Source organism: Arthrobacter sp. P1_B9 (assembly GCF_056406495.1).
This window is the reverse complement of record NZ_JBFUAA010000002.1, coordinates 258,374-281,781: the sequence shown is the minus strand read 5'-3', so window position 1 is coordinate 281,781 and position 23,408 is coordinate 258,374. Positions and strand designations below refer to the sequence as shown.

The 23,408-nt window shown below is 68.7% G+C and carries 20 protein-coding genes and 2 tRNA genes; 7 read left to right on the top strand and 15 right to left on the bottom strand.

Translation table 11 applies throughout. From position 1 onward, the window contains the following. Positions 1 to 32: 32 nt before the first annotated feature. The 4 genes from AC1D1A_RS03820 to AC1D1A_RS03805 all read right to left on the bottom strand — a co-directional run bounded on the left by AC1D1A_RS03820 (position 33) and on the right by AC1D1A_RS03805 (position 4,728). Positions 33 to 977 (bottom strand): DUF2797 domain-containing protein, encoded by a 945-nt coding sequence (locus AC1D1A_RS03820; RefSeq protein WP_476947172.1) that lies wholly within the window; start codon positions 975 to 977, stop codon positions 33 to 35. A 25-nt stretch (positions 978 to 1,002) separates the two neighbouring features. Next, positions 1,003 to 1,866 (bottom strand): HpcH/HpaI aldolase/citrate lyase family protein, encoded by an 864-nt coding sequence (locus tag AC1D1A_RS03815; RefSeq protein ID WP_223913776.1) that lies wholly within the window; start codon positions 1,864 to 1,866, stop codon positions 1,003 to 1,005. A 163-nt stretch (positions 1,867 to 2,029) separates the two neighbouring features. Then, positions 2,030 to 3,025 carry an aldo/keto reductase gene (locus AC1D1A_RS03810; protein WP_476859388.1) on the bottom strand — a complete coding sequence of 332 codons (996 nt, stop codon included), beginning with the start codon at positions 3,023 to 3,025 and terminating at the stop codon, positions 2,030 to 2,032. After that, a complete protein-coding gene (locus AC1D1A_RS03805) occupies positions 3,022 to 4,728 on the bottom strand; it encodes a glycoside hydrolase family 13 protein (protein WP_476851335.1) in 1,707 nt (568 codons plus the stop codon). Before AC1D1A_RS03805 ends, AC1D1A_RS03810 begins: the two co-directional genes overlap by 4 nt. Before the next feature lie 103 nt (positions 4,729 to 4,831). Here AC1D1A_RS03805 and AC1D1A_RS03800 point away from each other — a divergent pair, with 103 nt between their 5' ends. Continuing rightward, on the top strand, positions 4,832 to 6,010 hold the full coding sequence (locus AC1D1A_RS03800) for an ROK family transcriptional regulator (protein WP_476870447.1): 1,179 nt from the start codon (positions 4,832 to 4,834) through the stop codon (positions 6,008 to 6,010). A 15-nt stretch (positions 6,011 to 6,025) separates the two neighbouring features. Here the strand turns inward: AC1D1A_RS03800 and AC1D1A_RS03795 are convergent, their stop codons facing one another. The 5 genes from AC1D1A_RS03795 to AC1D1A_RS03775 form a co-directional block, all read right to left on the bottom strand. Beyond that, entirely contained in the window at positions 6,026 to 7,597 is a 1,572-nt protein-coding gene (locus AC1D1A_RS03795) for a Na+/H+ antiporter (protein ID WP_028276506.1), read from the bottom strand. Positions 7,598 to 7,682: 85 nt separating this feature from the next. Then, complete coding sequence (locus AC1D1A_RS03790) at positions 7,683 to 8,342, bottom strand: NAD(P)H-binding protein (protein WP_223913773.1); 660 nt, start codon at positions 8,340 to 8,342, stop codon at positions 7,683 to 7,685. Next, complete coding sequence (gene yidC, locus AC1D1A_RS03785) at positions 8,339 to 9,139, bottom strand: membrane protein insertase YidC (RefSeq protein ID WP_476947171.1); 801 nt, start codon at positions 9,137 to 9,139, stop codon at positions 8,339 to 8,341. Before yidC ends, AC1D1A_RS03790 begins: the two co-directional genes overlap by 4 nt. Positions 9,140 to 9,285: 146 nt before the next feature. Continuing rightward, the gene (locus tag AC1D1A_RS03780) at positions 9,286 to 10,689 is read right to left on the bottom strand and encodes a sensor histidine kinase (RefSeq protein ID WP_476947170.1); all 1,404 of its coding nucleotides are present in this window, start codon (positions 10,687 to 10,689) and stop codon (positions 9,286 to 9,288) included. Further along, complete coding sequence (locus tag AC1D1A_RS03775; RefSeq protein ID WP_476859381.1) at positions 10,686 to 11,369, bottom strand: response regulator transcription factor; 684 nt, start codon at positions 11,367 to 11,369, stop codon at positions 10,686 to 10,688. The genes AC1D1A_RS03780 and AC1D1A_RS03775 overlap by 4 nt, the downstream gene beginning before the upstream one ends. 132 nt (positions 11,370 to 11,501) lie before the next feature. Between AC1D1A_RS03775 and AC1D1A_RS03770 the strand changes: the two genes are divergently transcribed. Beyond that, the gene (locus AC1D1A_RS03770; RefSeq protein ID WP_476947169.1) at positions 11,502 to 11,909 is read left to right on the top strand and encodes a hypothetical protein; all 408 of its coding nucleotides are present in this window, start codon (positions 11,502 to 11,504) and stop codon (positions 11,907 to 11,909) included. 55 nt (positions 11,910 to 11,964) lie between these two features. On the opposite strand, the gene AC1D1A_RS03765 is transcribed toward AC1D1A_RS03770, so the two are convergent. The 4 genes from AC1D1A_RS03765 to AC1D1A_RS03750 all read right to left on the bottom strand — a co-directional run bounded on the left by AC1D1A_RS03765 (position 11,965) and on the right by AC1D1A_RS03750 (position 15,567). Then, a tRNA-Met gene (locus AC1D1A_RS03765) sits at positions 11,965 to 12,038 on the bottom strand. A gap of 62 nt (positions 12,039 to 12,100) precedes the next feature. After that, positions 12,101 to 12,172: transfer RNA gene (locus AC1D1A_RS03760), tRNA-Thr, on the bottom strand. Positions 12,173 to 12,405: 233 nt separating this feature from the next. Next, positions 12,406 to 14,523 carry a DEAD/DEAH box helicase gene (locus AC1D1A_RS03755; protein ID WP_476947168.1) on the bottom strand — a complete coding sequence of 706 codons (2,118 nt, stop codon included), beginning with the start codon at positions 14,521 to 14,523 and terminating at the stop codon, positions 12,406 to 12,408. A gap of 390 nt (positions 14,524 to 14,913) precedes the next feature. Continuing rightward, positions 14,914 to 15,567 (bottom strand): MOSC domain-containing protein, encoded by a 654-nt coding sequence (locus AC1D1A_RS03750; protein WP_459385436.1) that lies wholly within the window; start codon positions 15,565 to 15,567, stop codon positions 14,914 to 14,916. Positions 15,568 to 15,754: 187 nt separating this feature from the next. Here AC1D1A_RS03750 and AC1D1A_RS03745 point away from each other — a divergent pair, with 187 nt between their 5' ends. The 5 genes from AC1D1A_RS03745 (at position 15,755) to AC1D1A_RS03725 (ending at position 21,090) form a co-directional block, all read left to right on the top strand. Then, positions 15,755 to 16,351, top strand: a complete 597-nt coding sequence (locus AC1D1A_RS03745; protein ID WP_476855657.1) for a Tat pathway signal protein — start codon at positions 15,755 to 15,757, stop codon at positions 16,349 to 16,351. A gap of 2 nt (positions 16,352 to 16,353) precedes the next feature. Further along, entirely contained in the window at positions 16,354 to 17,565 is a 1,212-nt protein-coding gene (locus AC1D1A_RS03740) for a glutathionylspermidine synthase family protein (RefSeq protein ID WP_476870442.1), read from the top strand. After that, positions 17,562 to 19,100 (top strand): APC family permease, encoded by a 1,539-nt coding sequence (locus tag AC1D1A_RS03735; RefSeq protein WP_476947167.1) that lies wholly within the window; start codon positions 17,562 to 17,564, stop codon positions 19,098 to 19,100. Before AC1D1A_RS03740 ends, AC1D1A_RS03735 begins: the two co-directional genes overlap by 4 nt. A gap of 9 nt (positions 19,101 to 19,109) precedes the next feature. After that, positions 19,110 to 20,318: an acyl-CoA dehydrogenase family protein gene (locus AC1D1A_RS03730; RefSeq protein WP_476931139.1), complete on the top strand. Its 1,209-nt coding sequence runs from the start codon at positions 19,110 to 19,112 to the stop codon at positions 20,316 to 20,318. A gap of 289 nt (positions 20,319 to 20,607) precedes the next feature. After that, on the top strand, positions 20,608 to 21,090 hold the full coding sequence (locus AC1D1A_RS03725; protein WP_476872971.1) for a hypothetical protein: 483 nt from the start codon (positions 20,608 to 20,610) through the stop codon (positions 21,088 to 21,090). 81 nt (positions 21,091 to 21,171) lie between these two features. Here the strand turns inward: AC1D1A_RS03725 and AC1D1A_RS03720 are convergent, their stop codons facing one another. Next, a complete protein-coding gene (locus tag AC1D1A_RS03720) occupies positions 21,172 to 21,933 on the bottom strand; it encodes an SDR family oxidoreductase (RefSeq protein ID WP_230008024.1) in 762 nt (253 codons plus the stop codon). Between the two features lie 83 nt (positions 21,934 to 22,016). Further along, positions 22,017 to 23,375, bottom strand: coding sequence for a glycosyltransferase 87 family protein (locus AC1D1A_RS03715; RefSeq protein ID WP_230008025.1), 1,359 nt, complete (start codon positions 23,373 to 23,375; stop codon positions 22,017 to 22,019). Positions 23,376 to 23,408: the final 33 nt, after the last annotated feature.

Genomic DNA, 23,408 nt, shown 5'->3' with positions numbered 1-23,408 from the left:
GGTAATTTGCGCGTCGCGAGGCAATTCCAGCGTCAGAACAAGGCTTCCTGCACGGCCGGGACATCCGAGCCGTGGTCACCGAGTTCGATCACCCGGGCCTTGAGCTGGCCCAGGTTCACCACGAATTCCAGTCCGCTGCCATCCAGCGCCGCGAGGGCAATGCTGCCGCTCAGCGCGTCGATCCGGAACCCGTGCGCTCCGGCCGCCAGGTCGTGCGGATAGGCATGCCGGGCGGCCGGGGCGCAGGCCTTCGCGGAGAGTTCCGGCCGGTCCCACCGCTCATCCACCACCGCGAAGCCCTCCCCGCCGGCACCGGCAATCAGGGTCCGGGCCTCCCCTGCCAGCCGTCCGTTCAGGGCGTCGAGGTCGACGGCGGCTGCCGGGGCGAGCAGCGCAGCGGCCTTGGCGGCAGCGCGGACCTGCTGCGGCAGCCCGGCCTCGCGCGTGATCATGTCTTCAAGGAGGCGGACCACGCGGCCGTCCTCGGCACGGGCGACGTACCGGGCGACGACGGCGCCCTGCTCGGCGAGCCGGTTCCATTTGCGCCGGTGGGACGCGGTGCCGACCTTGCTGGCCCCGTTGGCGAAGGTGGCGACGTAGAGCCAGTGCGGCTGCATCAGGTACGCGCGCAGGCCCGGCGGGACCCGGCCGCCGCGGTGGAAGTCATGGATCAGCCGGAATTCATCCAGGACGAAGCACCGCCCGCACTGGCTGCCCCTGGCGGCGGGAGCCCGGTCCGGGCACAGGACGTGGTCCCGGTCGGCGGGTCCGTGCACCAAGTGATGCCCAAGGCACTGTTTCCCCGCGGCGGCGAGCCGGAAACCGAGGCGGGTGCCGGCGTCGAGCGTCACTGCGGTGAGGGCGCCGCCAGGGTCCTGCAGGCGCATCGCCGGCGGCCTGCCGCCGGACGCTGCGGCGGGCCCGGGCGCCGGACCATCCCAAAAGACCCCGTGCACCAGATAGCGGGTATCGGTCACGGGGTCTCCTCGAGTGGTGTGGCGGCTACAGGGCCGGCTGCACGCCAAAGGCTACCGCGAGCTTCATGATCTTCTCGGCCCGGCCCAGGCGCGGCAGGTCGGAGCCGTCCCGGATGACGCGGCCGTTGGCTTCGAAGTCGGCCATGAAGTCGGTGGCCCAGGCGACGTCGGACGGCGTGGGGCTGATGACCTCGTTGATGACCGGGGTCTGGTCGATTGCGAGGCAGAGCTTCCCGGTCATCCCCATCATCACCGTGATGCCGGTCTGTTCGCGCAGGATCGGGTGGTTCGTGCCGACGGTGGGGCCGTCGATGGGGCCGGGGAGGTTGCCCACGCGGCTGGCCACAACGAGCTTGGCGCGGGGGTAGGCCATGGCTTCCGCGGTGGCCGCCATGCCGGTGTCGCGGCGGAAGTCGCCCGAGCCGAAGGCCAGGCGGAAGGCGCCCTGGGCCTTGGCGATGTTGTTGGCTTCCTCGATGCCGACGGCGGACTCGACCAGGGGGATCACCGGGGTCTTGCCGTCCATCCGGTGGAAGCTCTCCGTGACCTGGTCGGCCGATTCGGTTTTGGCCAGCATGATGCCCAGCAGGCCGGGGGTGCCGCGCAGGCCGGCGAGGTCGTCGGCCCAGAACGGGCTGGTGGCGTCGTTGATCCGGACCCACGCGCTGCCGCCGGCTGTCAGCCAGTTCACGACGTTGGCGCGGGCGGCGTCCTTCTGCGAGGGGTCCACCGCGTCTTCGATGTCGAGGATGATCGCATCGGCCCGGGAGACGGCGGACTGGTCGAAGAGATCGGTCTTCATCGCGTTAACCAGCAGCCAGGAGCGGGCGATGTCGGCCGGGATGTTGCGTTGGGGCCGAAGTGATTCGGCGGTGGTGGTAGAGGTCATGCATCTACGCTAGTCGCCCGGGGGCACTTGCCGCTAAGCGATCCGGCCCTCAGCGGCGACCATTACGACCAAAATCACGTCCACACCCAGCTGGCCGGCAGCAGAAGCCGTTTTCGGGCTCCCAACGGCCTCGGCTGCCGGCCAGTTGGGTGGGACGGACAGGCTAGGGGATGTTGCTTCCCCGGGCCGCGACCCAGAGCCCGTACCACTCGGCGCGGGTCATCGCCGCGGCGGCCTCGGCGGCTCCGGCGCAGGCGAGGATCCGGTCCGGGTTCGCGGTGCCGATCACGGGCGCAATCCCGGCAGGGTGCCTCATGAGCCAGCCGAGCACGATCGCTTCCCCCGTGGTCCCCTTCTCGGCGGCCAGGGCGGCCACGAGGGAGGTGGCGGCCTCCTCGGCCGGCGTCCTCGCGGCCGCCGGCGCCCCGGTGTAGAGGCCGCGGGCCAGCGACCCGTATGCCTGCAGCCGGATGCCGTTCCGGACGCAGTGCTCGACGGTCCCGTGCGGGAAGCTGTAGTCCGTGCCCTCGGCATGGTTGACGAGCACTGTGCTTTCCAGCCACGCCCGTTTCAGCAGGCTCATTTCGAGCTGGTTGCCCACCACGGGAACCTCGAGCCGGTCCTGCAGCATCTCGATCTGCGGGCCCGACATGTTGGACACGCCCACGGCCCGCACCTTGCCTTCGGCCATGAGCTGCCCGACGGCGGAGGCCACCTCCGCCGGATCCATCAGGGGATCCGGGCGGTGCAGCATGAGCACGTCGACGTAGTCCGTCCGGAGCCGGGCCAGGCTTTCGTTGACCCGCTCCAGGATGCCGTCCCGGCTGAGGTCGTAGTAGGCCTCCAGGCCCTGCTCGTTGAGCCGGATGCCGCACTTGGTCTGCAGCCGGATTTTCTCCCGCAGCCCGGCGGTGCGGGCCAGGACCTCGCCGAAGACGGCTTCGGCCTTGCCATTGGTGTAGATGTCCGCGTGGTCGAACAGTGTGATGCCCGCGTTCAGGGCGGCTTCGACGGCCGCGGCCGCCTCGTCCACGTGCGCGGACGAGTACGGCTCGGCCGACCAGTCGCCGCCCAGGCCCATGCAGCCGTAGACGAGTTCCTGGGGGAGGTTCCCGGCGCCGGCGGGCGTGCCGGGCGAAGCCTGCGGTGCGGGGCTCACCGCAGCCAGACGGTGGTGTTGGCCGGCAGCTGCCCGCCATCCAGCGGGCCGCTGCTGACCAGCACCTCGCCGGCCGGCAGGTCAACCGGCGCGTCGCCGAAGTTGGTCACCGTCTGCCAGCCGCCGGGACGGCTGAAGCGCAGGACGTCGGCGCTGCCGGATTCCTGCCACTGCAGTTCCTCCGAGGTCTGCAGTTCGCGGCGCAGCTTCAGGGCCTTGCGGTAGAGCTCGAGGGTGGAACCTTCCACGCCGTCCTGGGCTGCCACCGCGTAGCGGCTGAACCAGGCCGGCTGCGGCAGGTGTGCCCCGCCGGCGCCAAAGCCGAACGAGGTGCCCTCCGGGGCCCAGGGCAGGGGCACGCGGCAGCCGTCGCGGCCGATCTCCACGCCCTTGTTCCGGAAGAAGGTGGGGTCCTGGCGCTCGGCGTCGGGGATCTCCGTGACTTCCTGCAGGCCCAGTTCCTCGCCCTGGTACAGGTAGGCCGATCCCGGCAGGGCCAGCATCAGCAAGGTCGCGGCGCGGGCCCGGCGCAGGCCGAGTTCGACGTCGAGTTCCTCGACGGGGGCGCCGGCCAGCAGCCAGCCCTTGCCGTCCTGGCCCTGGGCGTGCTTGCCCCCGCCCTGGGGCAGGCCGTAGCGGGTGGCGTGGCGGACGACGTCGTGGTTGGAGAAAACCCAGGTGGAGGAGGCACCGGACTCGGTGGCCTCGGCGAGGTTCCGGGCGATGATTTCGCGGAACTCGCCTGCGGCGAAGTCGGCCTGCAGGAGGTCGAAGTTGAACGCCTGGCCCAGGCCCTCCGGGCTGGCGTAACGGGCGCGGCGGGTGGCGTGCACCCAGGCCTCGGCGACGGCGGTGCGCGGCGGGTTGTACTCGTTGAACACCTCGCGCCATTCGGCGTAGATCTCGTGGACTTCATCGCGGTCCCAGAACGGGTGCGAGCCGTCCGGGAAGCCGTCCGTTCCGGTGTTGGCGGCGCTGAGCTCCACCTTGGAGATCAGCGGCTCGGTGAGGTCCTTGGTCAGCGCGTGGGCGACGTCGACGCGGAAGCCGTCCACGCCGCGGTCGGACCAGAAGCGGAGCGTCTTGAGGAAGTCGTCGCGGATTTCCCGGTTGGCCCAGTTCAGGTCCGGCTGTTCCTTGGCGAAGATGTGCATGTACCACTGCCCGGGCGTGCCGTCGGGCTCGGTGATGCGCTCCCAGGCGGGGCCGCCGAAGACGGATTCCCAGTCAGACGGCGCGAGTTCGCCGTTTTCGCCGAGGCCGTCGCGGAAGATGTAGCGCTCGCGGGCCGCGGAGCCGCGCGGGGAGGCCAGAGCCTCCTGGAACCACTCGTGCCGGTTCGAGGAGTGGTTGGGGACGATGTCGGCGATGAGCTTGATGCCGGCGGCGTGCAGCGCGGCGGACATCTCGTCGAAGTCCGCCAGGGTGCCGAGCTTGGGGTCCACGTCGCGGTAGTCGTCGACGTCGTAGCCTCCGTCGGCGAGCGCCGAGGGGTAGAACGGGGAGAGCCAGACGGCGTCGATCCCGAGTTCCTTCAGGTACGGGACCTTGGCGGTGATGCCCTTGATGTCGCCCAGTCCGTCACCGTTGGAGTCCGAAAAGCTCCGCGGGTAGATCTGGTACACCGATGCCTGGCGCCACCAGTTGGGGTCGGCGGCGAGATCGGAACCGGACAGGGTTGCCAGCGTGGCGGTGTTGGTCAAAGGAGATTCCTTCGGGTCTGGGAGGGCTTCTGGTAATTTAGATACAAGCTAAATATATTGCCTGAACAATTATGGGTCCGGGGACAGAAGAGGTCAAGAAGTGATGCCGCACGCAGCCGCCGCCACGCCGCAGCTGCTGCGCCGCGTCAACGCCCAGGCCGTGCTGCGCCACATCCGCGGCGCCGATGTGGCCACCGGAACCGAGTTGATGGCACTGACCGGGCTGACCCGGGCCTCGGTGATTGCTGTCTGCGAGGATCTGATCGGCCGGGGCTGGATCGTGGAGCAGGACCAGCCCGCAGACCCTGCCAGTCCGCGGAAGGGCCGGCCGGCCCGGCGCTTTGCCTTCAACCGGGAAGCGGGTTTCGTGTTGGGCCTGGACATTGGTGCCGCGACCACCACCGCCGCCGTGGCCGACCTCCGCGGCACGGTGATCGGCCGTTCCAGCGGGAGCTTCCGTGCGGCGGACATCCCCGCGCAGGAGCGGATCGGCGTCGTCGATCTCGCCTGCCGCGAGGCGCTGGAAGCGGCGGGAGCTGACCCGGGCAGGGTCCTGGCCGTCGGCGCCGGGATCGCAGCGCCGGTGGACCGCGACGGCAACGTTCTGGTGACGCAGCGGTTTTGGAGCCTGTTCGACGTCGGGCTCCGCTCCGCGCTGAAGGAGCTGCACGGCTGGACCGTGCTCCTGGAGAACGACGCCAACCTGGCTGCGCTCGGTGAGCGCTGGCGCGGGTCCGGCGTGGGCGTGGATGATCTGGTGGTGCTCCTGGCCGGCGAACGCCTCGGCGCCGGCGTGATGGAATCCGGCCGCCTGCTCCACGGCCGCGGCGGGGCCGCCGGCGAGATGGGCTATCTGGACATGGTGGAGGGTGTTGGCTCCAGCGACGGCATCGCCGCCCTGGTGCGGCAGTGGTCGGCGGCCGGCGGCGGACCCTCCGCGGGCGGCCCTGCCAGTGCGCCGCGCGTCTTCGCGGACGCGGCCGCGGGAGACCCGGCGGCCCTGGCCATCCTGGACCGGATTTCGGAGCGCATGGCCCGGGTCATCGCCTCGATCGCGAGCCTGATCAACCCCGAGCAGGTGGTGATCGGCGGCGCCGTCGCCGAGTCCGCCGGGGCGCTCCTGCCCGGCATCACAGCGCTGCTTCCCCGCTTCACCGCGACTCCCCCGCGGGTGACAGTCTCACCCCTGGGCGACGCGATCGTCACGGCGGGCGCGGTCCGGCACGCCCTGGACTACGTCGAGGCGAATGCCTTGGAGCTGGCCCTCCCCGCGCGGGGCTGACCCGGATCCGTTGCCTTAGTCCGGCATGATCATGGTGCGCAGGTCCAGCTGCCGCAGCACCCGGTCCGCGACTTCCGGGTCCATGCCCGGCTCGTTCCGGGCCGCTACGACTTCCCGGCGGGCCGCATCGAGGGCGATCGTCTGCACCGCGATCGCCAGTTCCCGGCCACGCTTACGCTGCTCCCCCGCGCTTTCATTCCGCAGGCTCCCGTCCAGCAGCTCGGCGTGCAGCCGGGTCATTTTCTCCTTCACGAGCGCCACCTTATCCGCCGGCAGCTCCTTCATGAGCTCGTTGTCCTTCAGGGCCGCGATGGCTGCCTGTTGCGCCCGGCTTGCCAACACGCGGGCGGCGTCGCGTTCTTCGGAACCGTCCTCGGACGCCTTCAGGACCCGCATGAGCCACGGCAGCGTCAGCCCGGGCAGCACCAGGGTGGCCAGCAGCACGGCGCAGGCGATCACCAGCAGCTCGCTGCGGGCCGGGAACGGCGTGCCGTCCGCAACGGTCAGCGGAAGAGCCAGGGCCAGCGCCAGGGTGGCCAGGCCGCGCATGCCGCACCACGTGAGTATCAGCACGTCCTTGGCCGAAGTAGGGCGCAGAACATCCTTCCTCGCCCGGGAGAGGCCGGACATCATGGCCAGCCAGGCGAAGCGTGCGGCGAACACCAGGACGCACACCACCGCAGCCGTCCCGACCATGCCGAAAACGCCGCTGCCTTCGTCGTGGATGACTTGCCGTACTTCCAGGCCCACCAGCCCGAACGCCAGGCCGGTGACCAGCAGTTCCACGACGTCCCAGAACGCGGTGCGGGTGACCCTCTCCGCGGCGTCCCCGGGCCGGGAGTGGCGCTGCATTTCCAGCGCGGTGACGACGACGGCGATCACCCCGGAGGCGTGCACCTCCTCGGCCAGGATGTAGGCGGCAAACGGCACCACCAGGGTGACGGCGCTCCGGGCCACCATGGAGGTCACCAGGCGGGTGATCAGGCTCGTGAGCCAGCCCATGCCGATCCCCACAACCACCGCGATCGCAGCTCCCAGGACAAACTGGAGGACAACGTCCGAGGCGATCTTGGTGCCGGCGACGGCGGCGGCCACGGCCGCCTGGAAGATGACGATGGCGGCGGCGTCGTTGAACAGGCCCTCGCTCTGGAGCACGTTGATGAGCCGCCGCGGCATGTGGACCCGGCTGGCGATGGAGTCCACGGCCACGGGATCGGGCGGGGCCACCATGGCGCCCAGGGCGATCGCGGCCGGTATGCCGATGCCCGGGATCATGAGCCAGGCCGCGCCCGCGACCACCGCCGTCGAGACCACCACGAGCGCGACGGCAAGCATCAGCAACGTGCGCCAGCGGACCCGGAAAACAGCCCACGAACTGCGCTGCGCGGTCGCGAAGAGCAGCGGGGGCAGGAAAATGGGCAGGATCAGCTCGGGCGGGATCTGGATCTCCGGGAAGCCGGGGATGAATGTCAGGGCAACGGCCAGGATCAGCATCAGCACCGGGTAGGGTAGCCGCAGCTTCTCTCCGAGACCGACAGCGCCCACCGTAGCCAGCAGAAGTCCAACGATGAGTGCCAACTGATCCATGTGCCCGCTTTCCCCGGAGGCGGGCCGGGGCATCCCGGGTGGATGCGCGGACCGCCCCCACCACCCTATCGGGAAGAGTCCTGGGCTAGCCCAACGTTTCCAGCGCTGCCGCGAGCGGGAGCGTGCCGTCCCGGAACTCGATGGTGCGCCCGATCGTGGCCGGCAGCCCGAGGACCGCCGCCGCCACCAGGGCGACGTTGGCCCGGGCGGTTTCGGTGCCGTCGGACGTGTCGGCGGGGTCGACGTCGATCATCCCGTTGCCGGGTCCCGCGGTCAGCGTCCCGGGGCCCAGGACGGTCCAGTCAAGGCCTGAACCGCGCAGGTACTCATCCGCCGCGGCCTTGGCTTCGGCGTAGGCGAAGAAGCCGTTGTCCGCGGGGACTCCGTGGTCCGGCCCGGCCCCGAAATAGGACACCATGACGTACCTGCTGACGCCGGCTTCCGCCGCAGCGTCCATGGAACGGATCGCGGCGTCGCGGTCCACGGCGTAGGTCCGTTCGGGGCTGCCGCCGCCGGCTCCGGCCGACCACACCAGGGCGTCGTGTCCGCGGAGGGCTCCGGCGATCTGCGCCGTCGTCGCGTTCTCCACATCCAGCAGCGCCGGTGTGGCGCCGGTGGCCGCGACGTCGGCCGCATGGTCCGGGTTGCGGATAAAGGAGGTCACCCCGTGCCCTTCCGCCGCGAGGATCCTGGACAGTTCCAAAGCCACCTTGCCGTGGCCGCCGATAATTGCGATGCGCGTCATGGTCCCATTCTGTCCCACCGGACAGCGAACTGCTGCCCCATGGTCCACAGGTTGGTGGTGGTCCAGTAGATCAGGACGCCGATGGGGAACAAGATCCCGCCCACACCGAAGACGACCGGCAGGCTGTACAGCAGCACCTTTTGCGGGCCCATGAACGGAGTCGCCACGGCCTCGCCGGACAAGCTCCTGGCCATGATCTGCCGCTGCGTGATGAGCTGCGAGGCCGTCATGGCCAGGATCATCGCAATGGAGAGGATCCACACCGAGAGCTGGCTGCCGCCGACGCCGTGCAGCAGCGAGGCCGAGAGCGGGGCGCCGAAAATCGTGGACTCGTCGAACTGCGCGACCTGTTCGGGGCTCATGGCCCCGACGGCTTCGCCCTGGCCGGCCGCGGCGCTGATGCCGGACAGCATCTGGAACAGCGCGAAGAAGAAGGGCATCTGGATCAGCAGGGGCAGGCAGGCGGAGAACGGGTTGGTGCCGTGCGCCTTGTAGAGGGCCATCTGTTCCTGCGCCATGGCCTGGCGGGAGAGCGGATCGGTCTTGCCTTTGTATTTGTCCTGGAGCTTCTTCAGGTCCGGCTGCAACCGCCTCATGCGCTGCTGGACGTTGACCTGTTTGAGGAACACCGGGATCAGGGCGGCGCGGATCACCAGCACCAGCCCAATGATGGACAGCGTCCAGGTCCAGCCGCTGGCCGCCGGCATGCCGATGGCGCTGAGTCCGTCATGGAAGCCCGCCATCATGGCTGAGACCAGCCATTTGAACGGAGCCATGATGGTGCCAAGAAGGTCCACTGATATCCCCAACCGTCAGTTGCTGCAAAGCTACGGCGAAAAGTGCCTCTTGTCACGGGCGCGCGTTGCGGGAAGGCACACGGCTGACCAGGAGACGATTCAGCCGGTGTCCGGGCGTGCCCGCACTGCGCTGACGCCGTTGATTTTTAGGCTGATCTGAATTGCACGCAGGCGTCCAGGCCGGTGGTGCCCGGTGCGGGCCCGGGGGCCCTGGGCCTGAGTGTTGCTTCTGCCCCGCTGGCCCGGGCCAGTTGGTGCACGATGGACAAACCGAGGCCGCTGCCCTCGCCGCCCTGGGTGCCGCGCCAGAAACGGCCAAATGCCCGTTCGCAGTCTTCCGGGGAAAGCCCGGGGCCCTCGTCCAGGATGTGCAGTTCGATGGTGCCTGGCTGTTCACCGTGGGAGACCACGAGCTGGATCAGTGACCCCGGCGGGGCGACGGCGAGGGCGTTGTCGATCAGGTTGTCGATGATTTGCTCGGCGGCCCCGGGCAGGATCAGGATGTCTGCCGCAGGCGGGCCGTCCAGGCTCAGGCGCACACCGGTCTCCTCGGCGAGGGCCTCCCATTGTTCCTTGCGGGCCTTCGCTGCCTCGACGAGGTCGGTGGTGACCGGCACGGCCGGGCTGCCTTCGGCCTTGCTGAGCAACAGCAGCCCGTCGATGATGCGCTGCAGCCGGTACGTCTCCTCCAGCGAGGCGGCCACCATGGTCCGGCCCGCTTCCGGGTCGGCGGGGATCGTGTCGTGGGCGTTCTCGAGCCTGAGCCGCAGCCCCGTCAGCGGGGTGCGGAGCTGGTGGGAGGCGTCGGAAGCGAAGCCGCGTTGTTGCTCGAGCAGGTGTTTCATCCGGTCCGCCATGCGGTTGAAGGAACCCGCGAGGGCTTTGATCTCGGGGGCGCCCCCTTCGTCGGTTCGGGTGTCCAGGTTTCCGTCGGCGAGCAGTTCCGTGGCGTCCCGCAGCCGCTGGAGTCTCCGGGTCACGGCGCCGGCCATGACGTAGGCCAGGATGCCGGCGAGCAGTACCGTGGTTCCGGCGACGGTCCAGATGGTACGCAGCTGGCCGTTCACCTGTTCGGCCACGACCGACGCCGGATACGTCAGCCGGACGACGCCGGAAATCTTCTCACCGCTGAGGACGGGAACGGCGACGTAGAGCAGGTCCAGGCCCAGTGTCTGGGAATACCGTTGGCCCGCGTTGATCTGACCGGTCAGCGCGGAGGCGATCTCGGGCCGCGAACTGTAGGGCGATCCGGTGGCCGCCTGATCGTCGTCCGAGGTCGCCACGGCCGTCCCGACGGCGTCGACGATCACCACACGGGCCCCGCCCGCCTCCCCGTACCGGCGCACGTCGGCCGCGACTTCCGGAGGCAGTGGACCGCCGGCTTTCAACGCGTCGCCGGCCCGGCCGGCCAGGAGAAAAGCGTCGCGTTCAAGGGACGTGGTGAGGCGCTCCCGTTCCACACGGACCAGATAGTTTCCCAGCGGAATGTCCTGGACCAGGACCACCAGCAAGGTGATGAGCATGAAGGCGCCGATCAGCCGCCATCTCATCCAGGCACCCCGAGCCTGAACCCGACGCCGCGGACGGCCTCGATCCAGCGGGGGTCACCGAGCTTTTTGCGGATTCCGGCAATGTGGGCATCCACGGTCTTCGTGGTGCCGTACCAGTCGCCGTCCCAGACCGCTCGCAGGATTTCCCGGCGCTCGAACACCGCGCCGGGGTCGGCGGCCAGGAAATACAGGAGTTCGAACTCCTTGGCGGTCAGATAAACCTCGGCTCCGTCCAGGAGCACGCGGCGCGAGCGCTGGTCAATACTCAGGCCGCCGATGTTCCTGCTGAGCTCCGTCCCGGGCCGGCCATCCGGGAGCCGTTCTTCGGAGCGGCGCGCCACCGCCCGGATTCTCGCGATGAGTTCCCGCATCCCGAACGGCTTGACCAGATAGTCATCGGCGCCCAGTTCCAGCGCCAGGACCCGGTCAATCTCTTCATCCCGGGCACTGACCACGATGATCGGAATCGAGGTCAGCGCCCGAATGGCGCGGCACACATCGGTGCCGTCCATGTCCGGCAGCCCCAGGTCCAGAAGGACAAAATCGGGACTGGACGCGCGGACCACCTCCAGGGCCTGGCCGCCAGTTCCGACGTGGCTGGCCCCGAAGCCGGCCCGGCCCAGTCCGTCAAGGACTCCGGTGGCAACTGATTCGTCATCCTCCACTACCAGGATCTGCATACCTGATTATGTTCCTGCCTGCCGCGAATTCTGCCGCAATCCGCGTGAGTTGGCTGATCGGGGGCGCAAACTTGGACAACTCTTGGATTTCCCCAAGACCCGTCCTTTCCCACGGATTCCTAGGGTGGAGACATGAAAACTAAAACAGTCCTCGTCCTCACGGCAGCCGGTGTCCTGCTCACCGGATCCGCGGCCCTTGCAGTCAACGCCCAGACCTTGAACGGCTCACCGGCCGGATCAACGAACCCCGCCAATACCGTCCTCCTGCCGCAAAACGCCACCACCGCCGCTTCCGGCTCCCCCACATCCACGGGCAGCACGTCCGGAACCGAGGACCGCAGCCCGGCCTCCTCGCCGAGTCCCTCCGCCACCGAGGACGCGGTCCCCGCCCCAGCACCTGCCGGCTCCAGCGAACCGGGCGAGGACCGGACCGCGGTTCCCGCCCCGGCACCTGCCGGCTCCAGCGAACCGGGCGACGACCACGGCGGACACGGCGAAAACGAGCCCGGCGACGACAAGCACAAGGGAAGCGATGACTGACAGTGGGAAGACAGAAAAACCCCCGGAATCTCAATGATTCCGGGGGTTTTGTCTGTAGCGGTGGGGAGGCTCGATCTCCCGACCTCACGATTATGAGTCGTGCGCTCTAACCAACTGAGCTACACCGCCGTAAATGAGGAAAACCTGCGCTAAGCCGGTCAAAAACCGCCTTGACACAGGCCCTCATTCAGAGCCCCCCACCGGAATCGATCCGGTGACCTCGTTCTTACCAAGAACGCGCTCTACCACTGAGCTAGGGGGGCAACGAGTAAATACTCTACCGGAAGATTCGCCCACCAACAAATCGGCGGCCGTACGACGCCGGACCGGCCGGAAACAGCGGAAATCCGGGCTCCCGGCGCGGTTTTGGGGGCCCGGATCGGCTCCCGGGACCAATCGGCGGCCGCGGCTGTGACGAAGCGAACACGGGGCCGGAATGCTTAAACAAGAACGGACCGGCTCAGGGAGCCGGCCCGTTCTCAGATGGTGCTAGTGGTTACCACTTGTTGCGGGGCTTGAAGCCGCCTTCGGTGCGGGGCTTGCGGGTGTCCGCGCCGAAGGTGCGCTGCTCGGAACGCTCGCTGAAGGAGCGGCCGCCACGGTCAGCGGAGGACCGCTCGCCGTCGCCCTTGCGGAATTCGCGCTTGAAGCCGCCGTTGCCCTTGAAGTTGCCGCTGCCGCCGGAGTAGCCGCCGCGCTCGCCGCCACGGTTGCCCTGGTAGGAGCCGCGGTCGCCGGAGGGCTTACGGCCGTTGTCGAGCTCCAGGTGGATCAGCTCGCCGCCGATCCGGGTGCGGGACAGTGCCTTGAGCTGATCGGCGCTCAGGTCCGCCGGGAGCTCCACGAGGGAGTGGTCCGAGCGGATGTCGATGCCGCCGATCTGGGCCGAGGAGATGCCGCCTTCGTTGGCGATGGCGCCAACGATGGAACCCGGCATGACGCGCTGGCGGCGTCCGACGGCGATCCGGTAGGTGGCGTTGCCCTCGGTCAGGGTGCGGGTCGGGCCGCGTGAGCCGAAGCCGTCCTTGGAGCGCTCGCGCTTCTGGAACTCGGGCGCTGCCGGCAGTTCCTTGACCAGCAGCGGCTGTCCGCCCTGGGCCATGACGGCCAGTGCGGCGGCGATTTCCGAGGCCGGCACGTTGTGCTCTTCCTCGTAGGAGGAGATCAGGTCGCGGAACGCTGCAACGTCCTCGGACGCGAGGGTCTCCGTGATGCGCTCGGCGAACTTGCCCAGGCGCAACGTGTTGACGGTCTCGGCCGTGGGCAGGTGCATCTGCTCCACCGGCTGGCGGGTTGCCTTCTCGATGGAACGCAGCAGGTACTTCTCGCGCGGGGTCATGAACAGGATCGCGTCGCCGGAACGGCCTGCGCGGCCGGTGCGGCCGATGCGGTGGACGTAGGACTCGGTGTCGTGCGGGATGTCGTAGTTGACCACGTGGCTGACACGCTCGACGTCCAGGCCGCGGGCGGCGACGTCGGTGGCGACCAGGATGTCGATCTTGCCGTCGCGCAGGGCCTCGACCGTGCGCTCACGCTGCTGCTGCGGGATGTCGCCGTTGATGGCGGCAGCCTGGAAGCCGCGCGAGCGCAGCTTGTCGGCGAGGTCCTCGGTGGCCATCTTGGTGCGGACGAAGGCGATGACGCCTTCGAACTCTTCGACCTCGAGGATGCGGGTCAGCGCATCGAGCTTGTGCGGGCCCATGACCTGCAGGTAGCGCTGGCGGGTGTTGGCGCCCGTGGTGGTCTTGGACTTGACCTGCACCTCAGCCGGGTTGTTCAGGTACTGCTTGGAGAGCCGGCGGATCTGGCTCGGCATCGTGGCGGAGAACAGCGCAACCTGGCGGCCCGCGGGGGTCTGCTGGAAGATCTGCTCCACGTCTTCGGCGAAGCCCATGCGGAGCATCTCGTCGGCCTCATCCAGCACGAGGTACTGAAGTTCGGACAGGTCCAGGGAACCCTTGGCGATGTGGTCGATGACGCGGCCGGGGGTACCGACAACAACCTGGGCACCGCGGCGCAGGCCGGCGAGCTGGGGGCCGTAGGCGGAGCCGCCGTACACCGGCAGGACGGTGAAGTCGTCGATGTGCTTGGCGTAGGAGGTGAAGGCCTCGGCAACCTGGAGCGCGAGCTCACGGGTGGGAGCCAGCACCAGGGCCTGGGTCTTGCGGGACGGGCCGTTGAGGTCGTGGAGCTCGGCCAGGCGGGAAAGTGCCGGTACTGCGAATGCTGCAGTCTTACCGGTACCCGTCTGGGCCAGGCCCACGACGTCGCGGCCTTCGAGCAGCAGCGGGATGGTTGCTGCCTGGATCGGGGACGGCTTCTCGTAGCCGACGTCCTGCAGGGCGGCCAGGACACGGCCATCGATGCCGAGGTCTACGAACTTGACGCCTTCTTCCTCGGCGTCCTCGTCCTTGGCCGGGGCGGAGGTGGCCTCGGTCTTGGTGTCAGCCTGCGGGGCAGCTTCGGCCGCCGGTGCTACAACGTTCGCAGGAGCCTCGGTGAATTCCGGGGCGGAGCCGGCTGCGGGGGCAGCCGTTTCAGAAGTCTCGACGTCGGCCTGGGTGTTCTCGGTGGCGAGTTCGGTGTCGACGGAGTTGTTCTGATTTTCGGGCATAGGTGAAATTTCCTCATCCATAGGGGCCAAGCGGCACAACCCGAGGTGAGCGGAGCCGCAGTACGCGTGACACGAATTGCCGGGCGTACGGTTGACCGGCGGGTCACATAGAAGTCCGGCGCTTTCGCAATCCCGTGGCAGGACTTCCCGCTGCATCTCTTGGCTGCTATCCCAGCAGTCTGTACAGCGTTTTCTTTTGCCGGCTCTCCCTATGAAAATGCCCGCATCACATTTGCGGGCCCCAACACTTGCCAGTCCTGCCTCAAGAATTGGGCAGGAATAAGGGATTTCCGGAGTGGGGGATATTTCAAGTGTAGGGCATGGAGCGGAACAGTGGTAATTGAGGGGCCGACGGGGGCTGGTGAGCTTGCGCACACCGGCTCCCCACGCCTAGACCCCGAGACGGCGCTGCAGCTGTTCGAACCTCTGGTGGTACTCGGGCTGCAGGCGGATCTGGCCGTCGGCGTCGGCGTCGCGCAGGGCCTCCATGTCCTCCAGGGTGGGATCGGTGAACCACTTGGCGATTGTCACGCCGTGGGCAGGGACAAAGAGCCGGTGGATGTGGTCTCCGGCCTCGATGCTGCCGGTCCGGACCACGCGGAGGTAGGTGCCCACCCTGCCGGCCTCGGTGAACCGCTGGACCCAGTGCGGCTCGCCCATCCGCCGCTGGAAGGTGGCGCAGGGGATGCGCGGGGAGGTGACTTCCACCTCGACGTCCAGTCCGACCTTCCACCGTTCGCCGATCACGGCGTTGGAGGCGTTGAGGCCCGTGATCCGCAGGTTTTCGCCGAAGATGCCCGCTGGCATGTCCCGGCCGAGTTCGCCGGCCCAGTAGTCGGCGTCGTCCTGCGAGTACGCGTAGAGTGCCTGGTCCTCGCCGCCGTGGTGGATCCTGCTCGCCTGGATATCACCGCGCAGGCCAAGTTTGTGGACTTTCACCGGTCCGTCCACGGGGCGCTTGTCGATCGCGGTGACCCCGACGCTGCCGGGATCATCGAGCAGCTGGTGAACCCTGCAGACAGCAAGCACGGATGCGGTTTCCATGGCACCAGTGTAGGCCTGCGGCGTGCCCGCGGCCCCGGACTCAGCGCCGGCACGCTTCCCACGCGCCCGCCGCAGACACGGCACGCCCTTTCCATCGCCCGGGATCCGGAGGCCGGTTAGGCTGGCGTCGGGAAAAGCACGCAAGCCTTCCGCGGGATACCCTGCGGCCAGACGTGAGGGGACACATTTGGGCCGAAACGACGAGCACCCGGACAGTCCACGGCAGGACCGGAAGCAGCCTCCGTGGCAGATTCCACAGCCGGAGCTCCGGCCCGAGCTGCAGAACCAGCCCGGCCAGCCCGCGCCGCCGGGACTTCCGGCTGACCCCACTGCCCCCGCCGTGGTTGACCCCTTCGCCCTGGAACGCGAGCGCGGCCTGGCGGCCGCGGCGGCGCGGAAGAAGCGTTCGCAGCGCCGTACCGCCGTCGTCGGGCTGGGCGTCACGGCGCTCCTGGCCGGCACGATCACCGCCATGGTGGCCAGCAACGAGGACGAGGCCGACTACGCCCAGGTGTGCTTCAACGACGACACCGGCGAGCGGGTCGACGATGCGCAGTGCAACAACAGCAGCACGGACGGCCGCAGCTCCGGCATCTACGCCTGGTACTTCTACTCCCGCGGCGCCAGCGTGCCCGGGTTGGGCCAGAACCGGTCGGGCTACCCCAGCTACAGCAGGACAGTTCCCACCGGGGCCAAGGCGTCCACGGGGTACAGCGCCAAGGGCGGCACGGTCAGCAGGGGCGGCTTCGGCGGCAGCGCCAAGGGCGGAAGCACGGGAGGCTAGGGATGAAACGACTGGGATCCGCGCCGCGGCCGGACTGGAAAGAGCGGATTGAAGCACAAGGCCTGGTTTTCTCCACCACGGCCCTGCCGGACGGCACGAACGTCGAGTACTGGCACGAAGGCGCCTACTACGAATTCACCATGGACGAAGTGGAGACCCTCGAACAGGCCGCCGAGGACATGCACCGCATGTGCCTCGAGGCCGCGAAGTTCCTCGCCACCGGGGCCATGGGCAACATCGGGATCGGGCCGCAGGCCATGGAACTGGCGGCTGCATCGCTGCAGGCCGGCGATGTGGACGTCTACGGCCGCTTCGACTTCGTCTACGACGGCCGGGGCGGCCCGGCCAAGATGCTGGAGTACAACGCGGACACCCCTACCGGACTCATTGAGGCCGCCGTCGCCCAGTGGTTCTGGCTGCAGGACGTCCATCCCGAAAAGGACCAGTGGAACGGCATCCATGAAGCCCTCATCCGGCAATGGAAGAGGCTGCAGTACCGCACCGGCATGAGCACGCTCCACGTCGCCCACTCCGAGGCGGAAGAATCCGGCGAGGACTGGATGACGGCAGCCTACATGCGGGACGTCGCGAGCCAGGCCGGCTGGACCACCATCGGCATCAACATGTCCGACATCGGCTGGGATCCGAACCTCAACCGCTTCGTGGACCTGGACAACTTCATGATCAGCACCATGTTCAAGCTCTACCCCTGGGAACTGATGATGAAGGAGCCGTTCGGGCAGCGGCTGCTGCAGCGCGCCCACAATCCGCGCTGGGTGGAGCCGGCCTGGAAGATGCTCCTGTCCAACAAGGCCCTGCTCGCGGCGCTCTGGCACCTCTACCCGGACCACCCCAACCTGCTTCCGGCCTATCTTGACGGTCCCGGGCCACTCACTGAGTGGGTGGCCAAGCCGCTGCATGGCCGCGAAGGGGACAACATCAGGATCCACGCCGCCGGCATCGACCTCGAACAGCCCGGCGACTATGGCCGGGAAGGCTGGTGTTACCAGCAGTTCCATGCCCTTCCCGATTTCGACGGCAACCGCCCTGTGCTCGGCCTCTGGGTGGTCGACGGCGAATCGGTCGGCTGCGGCATCCGCGAGTCGGACGGGCCCATCACCGACTACTTCTGCCGCTTCGTGCCCAACACGATTGACGCGCCCGCCCCGGCCTCGAACCAGGCCCACTCCAGCAAGGCAGGTATTGCCCTATGAGCACCGGAACCACGACGACGACGACGGCCGGCGGCCCCGGGGGTCCCGCGGCAGTTCCGGCCAAGGGACTGCGCGCCGGGATCCTGGATCTCGGAGACTCCGTCATGTTGGGGCTGGCCTCCACCGCGCCGGTCTATTCGCTCGCGGCGACCCTGGGACTGATCGTGGCGGTGAACGGCAACTACACCCCGTTGATCCTGCTGCTGGGCTTCGTGCCCGTGCTCTTCATCGCCTTCGCCTTCCGTGAGCTCAACAGCGCCATGCCGGACTGCGGGACCACCTTCATCTGGGCCCGCCGGGCGTTCGGTCCCTGGGCCGGCTGGCTGGGCGGATGGGGCGTGGCCCTGGCCGGCGTCGTGGTCCTGGCCAACCTCGCCCAGGTCGCCGGGCAGTACCTGTGGCTGCTGATCGGCGACGGTTCGCTGGCCGGGAACAGCCTCGTGGTCACCGCCACCGGCGTGCTGTTCATCGTGTTCATGACCCTCGTGAACTACCGCGGCATCCGCCTCGGGGAACATGTCCAGCGGGTCCTGACCTACGTGCAGTACCTCTCACTGGGCATCTTCGCGATGGCCATCATCTTCCGGATCGCGGGCGGGGTGCCCGGCGCGGCCACTGGCCAAGCCTTCGACCTTGAGTGGTTCAACCCCGCCGGTGCGTTCGCCGATCCGGGCGCGGTGGTGCACGGAGCCCTGCTGGCCCTGTTCATCTACTGGGGCTGGGATACCTGCCTCGCGGTGAACGAGGAGACCGAAAACCCTGCCACCACGCCCGGCCGAGGCGCCGTCATTTCCGCGCTTGTCCTCGTGGCGATCTACGTCTCTGTGGCCCTGCTGGTGATGATGTATGCCACGGTGGGCACGGATGGGATTGGGCTGGGCAACGAGGCCAACCAGAACGATGTCTTCCTGGCCATGAAGGACGTGGTCCTGGGCCCCTGGGGCTGGCTGATCGTCGTCGCCGTCCTGGCCTCGGTGCTGTCCTCAACCCAGACCACCATCCTTCCCACGGCCCGCGGCACCTTGTCTATGGGCGTGCACGGAGCCGTGCCGCGCAGGTTCGGCGAGGTCCACCCGCGCAACCAGACGCCGGGGTATTCCACCCAGGTCATGGGTGCCGCGGCCGTCGCCTATTACGTCCTGATGAGTCTCCTGAGCGAGAACCTGCTCGCCGACTCCATCACTTCGATCAGCTTGTTCATCGCGTTCTACTACGCCCTGACCGGCTTCGCGTGCGTCTGGTACTTCCGCTCGACCCTGCGCGGCTCGGCCCGGAACTTCTGGTTCCGCGGCGTCATGCCCCTGCTCGGCGCCCTTATGCTGACTGCGGCATTCTTCGTCTCGGCGGTGCAGATGTGGGATCCGGACTACGGTGATACGCAGATCTTCGGCGTCGGCGGGGCCTTCATCAGCGGCGTGCTGCTCCTGGGGCTGGGCGTGGTGCTGGCCGCCGTCTGCCGTTTCGCGCCGTCCACGCGGGGCTACTTCCTGCAGCACCAGCCCGCCGCCGGCGCGCCCCTGCAGGTGCGGCCGTAGGATGCTGGCATGAGCAACGAAGCTGGCATGAACAATGAGGCCAACCTTTCCGACGTCTCCGATGTCCTGGCCATCGATTCCCTGCTGAGCGCGGAGGAGCGCAGCGTGCGCGAGCGCGTCCGCGATTTCACGAACCAGCGGGTCCGGCCGGGCATCCCCGGCTGGTACGAGGACGCCGTGTTCCCCCTCGAGCTCGCCCCGGAACTTGGCGAGCTCGGCGTGCTCGGCATGCACCTGGAGGGCTACGGCTGCCCGGGCCGTTCCGCCGTCGAATATGGCCTCGCGGCGATGGAACTCGAGGCCGGCGATTCGGGCGTCCGCACGTTCGTCTCCGTGCAGGGCTCCCTCGCCATGACGGCCATCCACAAGTGGGGCTCCGAGGACCAAAAGCAGGAGTGGCTCCCCCGGATGGCCGCCGGCGAACTGATCGGCGCGTTTGCCCTGACCGAGCCCACGGCCGGCTCGGACCCTGCCTCGATGAAGACCTTCGCCCGCCGCGACGGCTCCGGCGATGACGCGGGCTGGATCCTGGACGGCGCGAAACGCTGGATCGGGCTCGCCTCCGTGGCGGGCGTGCTGGTGGTGTGGGCCATGACCGACGACGGCGTGCGCGGCTTCCTCGTCCCTGCCGGCACCGCGGGCGTCACCGCGACGCCGATCGGGCAGAAGCTCTCGATGCGCGCCTCCATCCAGTGCGACATCACGTTCGACGCCGTCCGGCTGGGCCCGGAGGCGCTGCTGCCCGCGGCGCGCGGGCTGAGGGGTCCCTTCTCCTGCCTCAACGAGGCCAGGTACGGGATCGCATGGGGAGCTATGGGCGCCGCGCGGGATTCCTATGAGGCCGCGCTGGCCTACTCCCAGGAGCGGCTGCAGTTCGGCAAGCCGCTGGCCGGGTACCAGCTGACGCAGGAGAAGCTGGTGAACATGGTCCTGGAGATCCAGAAGGGCACACTCCTGGCCCTGCACCTGGGCCGGCTCAAGGACGCCGGCAGGCTGAGCCCGGAGCAGATCTCACTCGGCAAGCTGAACAACGTGCGGGAGGCGCTCAGCATTGCCCGGGAGGCGCGCACGATTCTGGGCGGCAACGGCATCACGCTGGACTATTCCCCGCTGCGGCACGCCGCCAACCTGGAATCCGTCCGGACCTACGAGGGCACCGACGAGGTCCACACCCTGATCCTGGGCCAGCACATCACGGGTCTCCCCGCCTTCCGTTGAGAGCCGCGGGGTATTTCGCGGCGGTGTTCTGTGTCCGCTCGTCACGCGCTACGGATGAGGCCAGTGATACAAGTGGTGACTGCCGGGTTTACGGGTAGCCAACACTCGTGTCCTCCCGGGGGCGCATTCGTACAGTGGTGCCATCGCCACCGGAGCAGAGGCAGCCAAATAGCCCCCGGCACTTCTTCTCTGGCCGGTCGAACCGACGTAGTCCCGCCCGTCCCAGACAGGAGCTGAGCACTCTTCCTGCCCGACGGGTGGAACAGGCTGCCAAGTAAAGGGGGACATCATGAGTCTCAACGCAAAGCCAGCCGCGTGGACACTTCGTTTCTTTCCGGCACGTCACGCCACTGCCGGCGCGGGCGGGGACGGCCAGGACAGGTCCGCTTCCGGCCAGGGACCCCACCGGCACCGGGCCCGCATCAGCGCGGCACTCGTCCTGGACCGCGACCGGCTTCAGGAGAGCACGGGGACGGTCCAGTCGTGGAAGTTCCACGACTTCGTCAGCACATTCCAGCTCATGCTTCCCCACCGGGTCGAAAAGATTCACCAGGCCCTGGCCGGCGGGGACTGGGAGGGCGCGCGCCTGGCCGCCCAAAGCCTGTCCTGGTCCGCATCCAAGGCCGGTGCGTGCCGGCTCGAACTCATCGCCGACCTCATCGATGCCGACCTCCAGTCCGGACGCAAGACCCGGGCACGGGAGACGGCCTGCCTCCTCCAAGGCGCCGCCACCGAACTGGCAACCGCCCTCGCCCTGCTGACCGCCGGCTGAGCGCCGGCTGACCGGGTCCGGCCACCACCGGACGCCGCCCCAACACCACACACGCTCCATGAATCAGAGCGTTCCCGCGGTTCAGGCGGAGAATCCGCCGTCGGCCTTGACCAGCTGCCCGGACATCCAGCGGCCCTCGGGCGAGAGCAGGAACGCGACGGTGCCGGCCACGTCCGCCGGTGTGCCCAGCCGGCCGCCGGGTTGCCGGCGGGCCAGTTCGTCACGGAGCGGCTCATCCATCCAGCCGGTATCCACCGGTCCCGGGTTCAGGACGTTGGCGCTGATCCCGAGCGGGCCGAGTTCGCGGGCGGCGGCGATCACGATCCGGTCCAGGGCGCCCTTTGATGCCCCGTAGGGCAGGTTGAAAGCGGTGTGGTCGCTGGTCAGGGCCACGATGGCGCCGCCCTCGGGACCGGCCTGCCGGGCGAAAGCGGCAATCAACTGCCAGCTGGCCCGGGTGTTGACCGCAAAGTGCCTCTCGAAGCTCTCCAGCGACGTGTCCAGGATGGAGGAGTCCACGGATTCGGCGTGGCTGAGCACCAGACCCTGCAGGGTTCCGGCCTCCGCCGCGGCGGCGGACATCAGCCGGTCCACGGCGTGCGGGTCCTGGAAATCCGCCGGCAGCGCCACGACGGCGGCGCCGATCGCCTCGAGCTCGGCGGTGAGGCGTTCGACGTCGTCCGATTGGACTCCCCACGGCATCCGCGCGTCGTAGTCCTGCCAGTACGTCAGCACGAGGTCCCAGCCGTCCGCGGCGAGGCGGCGTGCGATGCCTGCGCCGATTCCGGCGAGCCGGCCGACACCGGTGACAAGGGCCGTCTTACGTCCGTCGGGGGAGCTCATGCCGACCAGCCTAGCGGTGGCGGCCGGCGCGGCGCCTACCAGGTGCGCGGCCTGCTAAGTGCGCGGCCTGCTACGAGCGGTGCCTACAAGGAGGCTGAGGAAGTGGAGTCGGCGGCCCGGACGTCCCGTTCGGCAGCCGGCCCGCGTGCAAGGTCCGGCTCCGGCCCCAGCGGATCCCGTCGCAGGGCCACGAGCCAGCAGACCAGCACGGCCAGGGCGCAGAAGACGCCGGCGCTGGAGGCCATGATCCACAGCCCGGGCGTCTGGATGTCGAGGTTTTCGGCGCCGAGGGCCGTACCGATGGTCTTGGGCGAGAACAGGAATACGAGGATCGACAGGCCCAGCACGCCGCCCATGGTCCAGCGCATCCCGACGTACCGGCGCGGAGCTTCCCGCAGGGTCCAGGCGAAAGCCGGAAAGACCGCCGCGACCCACACCCAGTGGTGGGACCACGAGACCGGGCTGATCAGCAGCATGGTGAGCGCGGTCGCCGATACGGCCACGACGCGGGCACCCTGATCGCTGGCGGCCTTGATCACTGCGGCGCCCACGGCCACAACCGCCAGGCTCAGCAGCAGCCACGGCACGGTGACGCGCGCTTCCGGGACCCCGAAGTGCAGCAGGGCGCCCTTAATGGACAGGTTGTCCACATAGCCCGCTCCCCCCATCCGGGAGGTGTCGGGCAGCATCTGGAGCCAGAACTGCAGGGATTCGGCGGGCCGGAGCAGCCACCCGGCCGCCACGGTGGCGGTGAAGCCGGCGGCCATGTTGCCCAGCCCGCGCCAGTCCCTGCGGACCAGAAAGTAGAGCCCGAACACCAGGGGCGTCAGCTTGATGCCGGCGGCGACGCCCACCAGGAAGCCGCTGCCGGGGAAACCGCGGGCCCAGCGCCGGTTGCGGGCCAACAGGTCCACGGCGATCAGGCCCATCAGCAGGGCGTTGATTTGGCCGAACACCAGGGTCTCGCGCCAGGGACCCAGGTTCAGCACCGCCAGGACCAGGACGGCGGCCGCCCAGCCGTTGCCCGGTGCCCGGAAGGTGTCGCGCCAGGAGGCTTTCGCGTTCCAGTACCGGACCGTTCGGACCGCGGCCAGGATCGCCACCCCGGCGCCGGCGGCGTTGAACAGGGTCAGCGCCGCCGCCAGGGGCAACCGGGCCAAGAGGCCGAAGACGATGGCGGCGAACGGCGGGTAGGTAAACATCAGCGCCGGTCCGCCGGCCCAGTCCACGTTGCCCGCATACAGCGCTGAGGGTGCCGCGCCGGCGTCGTTGAGGATTTTACCGCCGTACCAGTAGACGCTGAAGTCCAGGCCGTGCTTGCCCCAGACTCCGAGCGAGATCCAGATGAAGTAGCCCACCGCGGCGATGGCCGGGATGACGGAGAACCGGAACAGGTGCGGGACGGGTGAATACCGCGCCGGGCTGCGGTCTGAAACGGGCACTGACATGTACTCCCCCATCGGGCTGCTGATGTA

Coding starts and splice junctions, on each gene's coding strand:
- AC1D1A_RS03815 (WP_223913776.1), bottom strand. CDS start 1,866: ATGACCTCTACCACCACCGCCGAATCACTTCGGCCCCAACGCAACATC.
- AC1D1A_RS03800 (WP_476870447.1), top strand. CDS start 4,832: ATGCCGCACGCAGCCGCCGCCACGCCGCAGCTGCTGCGCCGCGTCAAC.
- AC1D1A_RS03795 (WP_028276506.1), bottom strand. CDS start 7,597: ATGGATCAGTTGGCACTCATCGTTGGACTTCTGCTGGCTACGGTGGGC.
- AC1D1A_RS03790 (WP_223913773.1), bottom strand. CDS start 8,342: ATGACGCGCATCGCAATTATCGGCGGCCACGGCAAGGTGGCTTTGGAA.
- AC1D1A_RS03780 (WP_476947170.1), bottom strand. CDS start 10,689: ATGAGATGGCGGCTGATCGGCGCCTTCATGCTCATCACCTTGCTGGTG.
- AC1D1A_RS03775 (WP_476859381.1), bottom strand. CDS start 11,369: ATGCAGATCCTGGTAGTGGAGGATGACGAATCAGTTGCCACCGGAGTC.
- AC1D1A_RS03770 (WP_476947169.1), top strand. CDS start 11,502: ATGAAAACTAAAACAGTCCTCGTCCTCACGGCAGCCGGTGTCCTGCTC.
- AC1D1A_RS03755 (WP_476947168.1), bottom strand. CDS start 14,523: ATGCCCGAAAATCAGAACAACTCCGTCGACACCGAACTCGCCACCGAG.
- AC1D1A_RS03750 (WP_459385436.1), bottom strand. CDS start 15,567: ATGGAAACCGCATCCGTGCTTGCTGTCTGCAGGGTTCACCAGCTGCTC.
- AC1D1A_RS03740 (WP_476870442.1), top strand. CDS start 16,354: ATGAAACGACTGGGATCCGCGCCGCGGCCGGACTGGAAAGAGCGGATT.
- AC1D1A_RS03735 (WP_476947167.1), top strand. CDS start 17,562: ATGAGCACCGGAACCACGACGACGACGACGGCCGGCGGCCCCGGGGGT.
- AC1D1A_RS03730 (WP_476931139.1), top strand. CDS start 19,110: ATGAGCAACGAAGCTGGCATGAACAATGAGGCCAACCTTTCCGACGTC.
- AC1D1A_RS03725 (WP_476872971.1), top strand. CDS start 20,608: ATGAGTCTCAACGCAAAGCCAGCCGCGTGGACACTTCGTTTCTTTCCG.
- AC1D1A_RS03720 (WP_230008024.1), bottom strand. CDS start 21,933: ATGAGCTCCCCCGACGGACGTAAGACGGCCCTTGTCACCGGTGTCGGC.